Here is a 223-nt window from a genome sequence, read left to right as displayed (position 1 = left end):
GATCGGCGATCGCTCCAAGGCTTGCCTGGTCGAGGTGCGGCCGGTCGAGAATGGCTGGCCGACCGGCGAGGTGCTCGCCGTGGCGCAGGTCGACATGGCGACCGTGCTGGTCAATGCCTGGACGAATGTTCGCTTCGCGCTGCCGCTGTATCAGCCGGCCGGCACCGAGTTCGCCTTCGTGGTCAAGACCGACGATCCGCAGCACGCGATCGCGGCGGCGACC

The 223-nt window shown here is 68.6% G+C and carries 1 protein-coding gene; it reads left to right on the top strand.

The genetic code is table 11. The annotated features are described in order from the left end of the window. The coding region (locus tag WFK98_RS27305) for a hypothetical protein (protein WP_336802534.1) at positions 1–223 on the top strand (223 nt) is incomplete at both ends.

The organism is Kaistia sp. MMO-174 (assembly GCF_037147815.1).
In the GTDB taxonomy this organism is placed as follows: Bacteria; Pseudomonadota; Alphaproteobacteria; order Rhizobiales; family Kaistiaceae; genus Kaistia; species Kaistia nematophila.
This window is presented reverse-complemented; position numbering and strand designations above follow the sequence as displayed.